This is a genomic window from Candidatus Thermoplasmatota archaeon (assembly GCA_022848865.1).
Taxonomy (GTDB): Archaea; Thermoplasmatota; Thermoplasmata; order RBG-16-68-12; family JAGMCJ01; genus JAGMCJ01.
Map to the genome: position 1 here is coordinate 1 of JAJISE010000068.1, position 5,703 is coordinate 5,703.

Consider the following 5,703-nt stretch of genomic DNA (forward strand, 5'->3'; position numbering starts at 1 on the left):
GAAACGCACGAACCGGCACTCGGCCACCGTGCACGTCTATCCCGCCACCGACCACGTGGTCCGCGCGATTGGGCTGCGACGTTCCGGTCCTCCACGTTTCGGCGATCTTGACGGTGACGGCCAGATCGAGATAGTCGCCGCGCAGGGCGGTTACCAGGGGAAGGCGGACTTCACGAGCGCCTACACTGCCCCACACATCTACATCCTGGACGGCTCGACGCATACGGTCGAGGTCGCTCTGGGCGGACGCGATTACATCGGCTGGACGCTTCAGATATTCATCGCCGTGCTGATCATCGTGCTCCTTGTCGGCCTGAACGTGTACTTCGGCCGGAAGCGGAACGCCTCAAAGAAAGGGAAGGAGCCCACATGATCGAGGAGATAGTCGTGGCGATGGCGATCGGCGGGGGTCTCGGGAACTCCTGGATATGCGCCCTCCTCTCGTTGGGCTGCTCGATCGAGGGCAAGAAGAGCGGCATCGCCTTCGTCGGCGGCAGGTTCCTCGGTCTCATGATCCTGGGAGCCGCGATCGCCGGACTGGGCCTCATTGCGAACCTTAAGCCGACATACTTCCTGATCGTCTTCGGGGCGTTCAGCATCGTTCTCGGCGTGTACGCCCTTCATCAGATCCTGAGGAAACCGTCTCACGATCACAAGCACAGGAAACCGCTGCTCTTTCGCGGCCGCGCACAGCGGGCGGAGTGCAAGAGGGAGGTCATGGCGAACGGCGGCGAGCCGTGCGAGGAGCTCGATTCCCCGCCCAAGACCGCTTCGTTCTTCGCCCTGGGCGTCTTTAGAGGCGCCACGCCGTGCCTCAAGGTCGCCATTCTGGCCCCGCTGCTCATCTCCGTCGACTTCGGTCTTGCGATGATCATGGTCCTCGCCTACGCGGCGGTCTCGACAGTCTACCCGGTCATAGGACTGCTCTCGGGCAACCTGCTGAGAAAGACGAGGAAGTACGCCATTCACGTGAGGGTCGCGGCGGCAGTGCTCATCATCGCCCTTGGGGCTTACTTCATCATCAACGCCTTCGGAGGTCAGGGTCACTGATGGCGAGAGAACAGCGCATCTGGAGAATGAGACTGGTCTTCCAGATCGTGAGCCTCATCCTGGTCAACAGCATGATATTCGGGGTGATATCCTTCGGCGAGTCCCCGCTGGTGAGGGACATCTATCTGCCGAATGCGACGACGAAGTTCTTCAACAACGCTCCCACTCACTCGATCGTCTACAAGATCCAGGACACCTTGGCGGCCGAGTTCGACACGTTCTACTCGGACCTGGTCATTCCGCTCTTCATATTCCTGGTTCTCGTTGTGCTGCTCGGAAGGGTGTGGTGCGCGTGGCTCTGCCCGCTCGGGCTGCCCCAGGACCTGCTGTCGCTGTTACGCAAGAAGCTGGGCATATCCGCCTACCGCGTACCGCGGGCGGCGGGACAGGCGCTTCACGCGACCAAGTACCTGGCCCTCTTCATCATAATCTTCTACACGCTCAGCTTGGGCATCCCAGGTTCCGGCCTGTTCGAGTTCAGGACGGGGCTGGCCATTCCCTATGAGCAGCTGGACCCGAACAGGGCGCTCTATGTCTACCCGCAGATCGCCTTAGGTCTGCTCCCGCCAAGCACGATAGTGCCGTGGCTCTCAATCCTCACGACCATCTTCTTCCTCGTGATGTGCTTCAAGATCCGCAGGTTCTGGTGCTACATCTGTCCTGCGGGAGCACTTCAGGGCCTCTTTCACCGCCAGGCTCTGTTCCAGCTGAAGAAGGACGGCTCGAAGTGCACGAGCTGCGGGGTCTGCACGAGGGTCTGCCCGATGGGCATCCAAGAGGTCTATTCGGAGAGGAAGAAGGACAAGGTCACGCATCGCAACTGCACTCACTGCTACAAGTGCGTGGAGTGTTGCCCGGAGGACGACTGCCTGTACGCAACATTCCTGGGCCGGAAGTTCCTGAGTTCGAAATCAATGGAGCACTTTGACATTTAGGAGACATGATCATGAAGCTGATTGGCAAGAGGAAGAAGGGTCCGGATCCCGCTGAATCCGTCGAGCGCACGTCGGCCCAGAGGGCCAGGATCGAGACCCTTGTCGCGGGCCGCGGGGACGAAATCATACAGAGGACGAAGGAGAAGATATCCGCGGAGCTGGCGAAGCTCGCCTCGCTCAAGAACAGAGCGAAAGCGATGGACTATTTCGATGAGATGGCCCAGATCGACGGCCCTCGGGCGAAGGAGATTGAGGAGTTCAAGGCGAAGGGCGGCAAGGTCATCGGGACCTTCTGCCATTTCGTCCCGCTGGAGATCATCGACGCCTCCGGCTGCCTCCCGCTCAGGCTGGGGTGCGGACACCACGCCACCGTCGGTGTGGGCGAGAGCTATCTCGGAGACCCGAACCTTTGCCCGCTCGCGAAGTCGATGGCGGGGTGTGCCATCGTAGATGACTTCCCGCTGTACAGCCAGTGCGACTACATCATAGCCCCCTCGCCGTGCGACGCCAAGCTCAAGCTCGGAGAGGCCCTGAAGGAGATCGGGCCACTGCTGACGATGAACGTTCCCAGGGTGAAGGAGGGAGAGTCCATCCGAAAGCAGTGGATCGAGGAGATCAAGAACGTGAGGGACGCGCTGGAGAAGATCACAGGGAAGAAGATAGACAAGAAGAGCCTGAAGCGGTCCATCATCAAGTACCAGAAGGCGCACAAAGCGTGGAGGACGCTGCTGAGCCAGAAACGGAAGGCCAACGTCATCTGGGGAAGGGACTTCCTCCTGGTCGGATGGGTGAGCTTCATCGATGACATCGAGAGATGGACCCGCGAGGTGACGAAGCTCACGAAGGAGCTGAAGAGCATGGCATCCGCGGGCAAGCTCGTGGCAGGCAAGTCCACCCCGAGGGTCATGCTGGCTGGGTCGCCGGTAGTATGGCCGAACTGGAAGCTCCCGAACCTGCTCGAGGAATCGGGCGCGATAATCGTGTCGGACGAGCTCTGCTCGGGAACGCGGACCTTCTACGATCCCGTCGTCACGGACGAGTGGACGGAGAGGGCCATGATAGTCGCGATAGCCGAGCGGTACCTCTACCCGTGCACGTGCCCCTGCTTCTCACCCAACGTCGAGCGGGAGGACAGCGTCATGCGCGAGATAAAGGAGAGCCGGGCGGAGGGCGTAGTCTTCCACGTCCTGCAGGGGTGCCACCTGCACACGCTGGACGCGTCCCGCCTCTCAAGACCGCTCAAGGACAAGGGCATTCCGGTGCTCACGATCAGGAGCGAGTACCAGGACGGGGACATCGGCCAGATCAAGGTCAGGGTGGAGGCGTTCCTGGAGATGATCGAGGCGGGAGAGGACTCGCTGTTCGAGGACGTGTGAACATGACAACAGGAACAGTAGCTAATGAGCGGGACAGACACGCGGATTGGTTTCATCCTTGCTATTCCGAAGAGGCTCACAGGCAGTATGCGCGCATGCACCTGCCCGTGGCACCGCGATGCAACGTCCAGTGCAGATTCTGCAACAAGAAGTATGACTGCGTCAACGAGACGAGACCTGGCGTGACATCGAGTATACTGAGCGCGGAACAGGCTCTCGTCCTTGTCGACAGAGTGGTGGAGAGCGTGCCATCCCTGTCAGTCGTTGGGATTGCAGGCCCGGGAGACTCGCTGGCGAACGAGGAGACCTTCGAGACGCTCCGCCTCGTCGGGGAGCGCCATCCGGACCTCGCCCTGTGTCTGGCAACGAACGGGTTGCTATTGCCCTCGAAGGTTGAGGAGCTCATCGCTCTGGGAGTCAAGTACGTGACTGTGACCGTCAACGCTTTAGACCCTAGCATCGGCAGCGAGATCTACTCTTGGATCCGCCACGAAGGCGAGACGCTGCGTGGCCGAGATGCATTCCAGACCCTCTCCTCCAGACAGTGGGAGGGCGTGCATGAGTGTGTCGAACAAGGGATTGTCGTCAAGGTGAACTCGGTCCTTATCCCCGGAGTCAACGAGAACGAGCTGCCCAGGATAGCTCAGAGGTCCAGGGATGTCGGCGTCGATGTGATGAACGTCATTCCGTTCATCCCCGTCCACGGGAGCGAGTTCGAGAACAGGACCGCGCCCATGAGACAGGACGTCGAGCGGGTGCGTGAGGACTGCAACCAGTTCACGAGGCAGATCACCCACTGCGCGAGATGCAGGGCCGACGCGATAGGCTTTCTGGGATGCGATCAGTCGAGCGAGTTCTACCGAGACATGTAGGTCGAGAGTGAGATCATGAATCCCGCCCAAGATACACCGGAACCCCCCGCGAGCTTCGAGTGCAGTCTCGAGGATGGAGTGAGAGCCCGTTCCTGGCCGCACTTCCTGGCGGACAACGCGCCTACAATAGTGACGTACATGATCGGAGCCATGATGCTGCACTACTTCCATGTCTTTGCCGCTCTGGCCTACGTGGTCTACTGCGTCGTGAGCACGGTCTTCATCTGGAAATACGTCTGCACGTATTGCCAGTACTTCGGCGGCGTGTGCCAGTGCGGATTCAGCGTTGCCGCGACCCGCCTCTTCAAGAAGGGTGACGAGAGCAAGATAGGAAACAGGAAGAAGCTCTTGGCCGCCCTCGTGATACCCTGCTGGATGGCCCCTCCCCTGACGGCCATGTACATGCTCGTCGTCGGCTTCTCTTGGACGCTCCTGTGGCTGTTCCTGGCTTTCGCGATAATTGCCTTCGCAGTCACTCCATACATATCCTGGAAGATCGGATGCTGCGATATCTGGCGGTATATGTCTTGGAAGAGGTAGAGAAGAGTCGTTCAGCTGGAACTGGGGGCCTGTCCGACACACATTTATATGGTCTGGATACATTCATGCGAACGTGTGGGCAGAATCACAGGGCGTTCATCGTTGCCTTGAGGCTTACGAAATCGCAATTGACTCGCCAGTTCTCAAGGAGGTAGGTTTCAAATGACGAGAGGACCCTTTGTGGCTCTGCTCCTGGTCGGGCTGTTCTTCGCACTGCAGTGTTCCCAGTGCACGGGCCCCCTTGCCGATGAGCCGCAGGCACCGTTGGAGGACAACCGCGGGGATGACACTCCGCTTCCGAGCGGCACGACGTTGTTCCCCTGGCCGATGCACCTACACAATGAGCTTCACACGGCCTTCACCTCATCACCGGCTCCGGAAACGGGCGATGTGCTTTGGAGCAATGCCACTGGCCAATGGACATACGGTTCGCCCACGGTCGCGGACGGCATGGTCTTCATTGGCGCTGGAACCGGGGGTGGAGGAGACTACATGTTCGCCTTCTACCAGAACAACGGAACCCTTGCCTGGCAAACGCAGACGGATTCGACCGTGAGCGGGGGATTCGGGGTGACCTCTTCCCCAGCATATGCTGATGGATACCTGGTCTTCGGCGGGGACAGGATCTACTGTCTGTACGCAGACACCGGAACTGTCAAGTGGAAGGTCGAGAACCCCCCGTTCAACTCACTGTGGGGATCTGGCACGCCCACAATCGCGGATGGAGAGGTCTTCATTGGTGGGAGCGATAGAAAGGTCTACAACATCGACCTGGAAACAGGCACGGTTCTCTGGACGTTCCAAACTCTGTCATCGGGTTCCTTGAACTACGGTCTGTATGCGGCTCCGGCGGTGTACAACGGCTACCTCTACGTGGCCGCATGCGACGGATGGGTCTACCAAATCCTGATTAATCAACCCGGCCCGACA

General features: G+C 59.7%; 7 protein-coding genes. All 7 read left to right on the forward strand.

Annotated elements, in window-relative coordinates:
- Positions 1 to 373 (forward strand): hypothetical protein (locus LN415_09310; protein ID MCJ2557282.1); only part of this gene is annotated, 373 nt, incomplete at its 5' end.
- On the forward strand, positions 370 to 1,050 hold the full coding sequence (locus tag LN415_09315; GenBank protein ID MCJ2557283.1) for a hypothetical protein: 681 nt from the start codon (positions 370 to 372) through the stop codon (positions 1,048 to 1,050). The genes LN415_09310 and LN415_09315, both read left to right, overlap by 4 nt.
- A complete protein-coding gene (locus LN415_09320; protein MCJ2557284.1) occupies positions 1,050 to 1,985 on the forward strand; it encodes a 4Fe-4S binding protein in 936 nt (311 codons plus the stop codon). The genes LN415_09315 and LN415_09320 overlap by 1 nt, the downstream gene beginning before the upstream one ends.
- 11 nt (positions 1,986 to 1,996) lie before the next feature.
- Positions 1,997 to 3,361 (forward strand): 2-hydroxyacyl-CoA dehydratase family protein, encoded by a 1,365-nt coding sequence (locus LN415_09325; GenBank protein ID MCJ2557285.1) that lies wholly within the window; start codon positions 1,997 to 1,999, stop codon positions 3,359 to 3,361.
- Positions 3,362 to 3,363: 2 nt separating this feature from the next.
- The gene (nifB, locus tag LN415_09330; protein MCJ2557286.1) at positions 3,364 to 4,233 is read left to right on the forward strand and encodes a nitrogenase cofactor biosynthesis protein NifB; all 870 of its coding nucleotides are present in this window, start codon (positions 3,364 to 3,366) and stop codon (positions 4,231 to 4,233) included.
- 15 nt (positions 4,234 to 4,248) lie between these two features.
- Complete coding sequence (locus LN415_09335) at positions 4,249 to 4,773, forward strand: hypothetical protein (GenBank protein ID MCJ2557287.1); 525 nt, start codon at positions 4,249 to 4,251, stop codon at positions 4,771 to 4,773.
- Between the two features lie 162 nt (positions 4,774 to 4,935).
- Positions 4,936 to 5,703, forward strand: a 768-nt coding sequence (locus LN415_09340) for a PQQ-binding-like beta-propeller repeat protein (protein ID MCJ2557288.1), incomplete at its 3' end; no start/stop codon positions are given.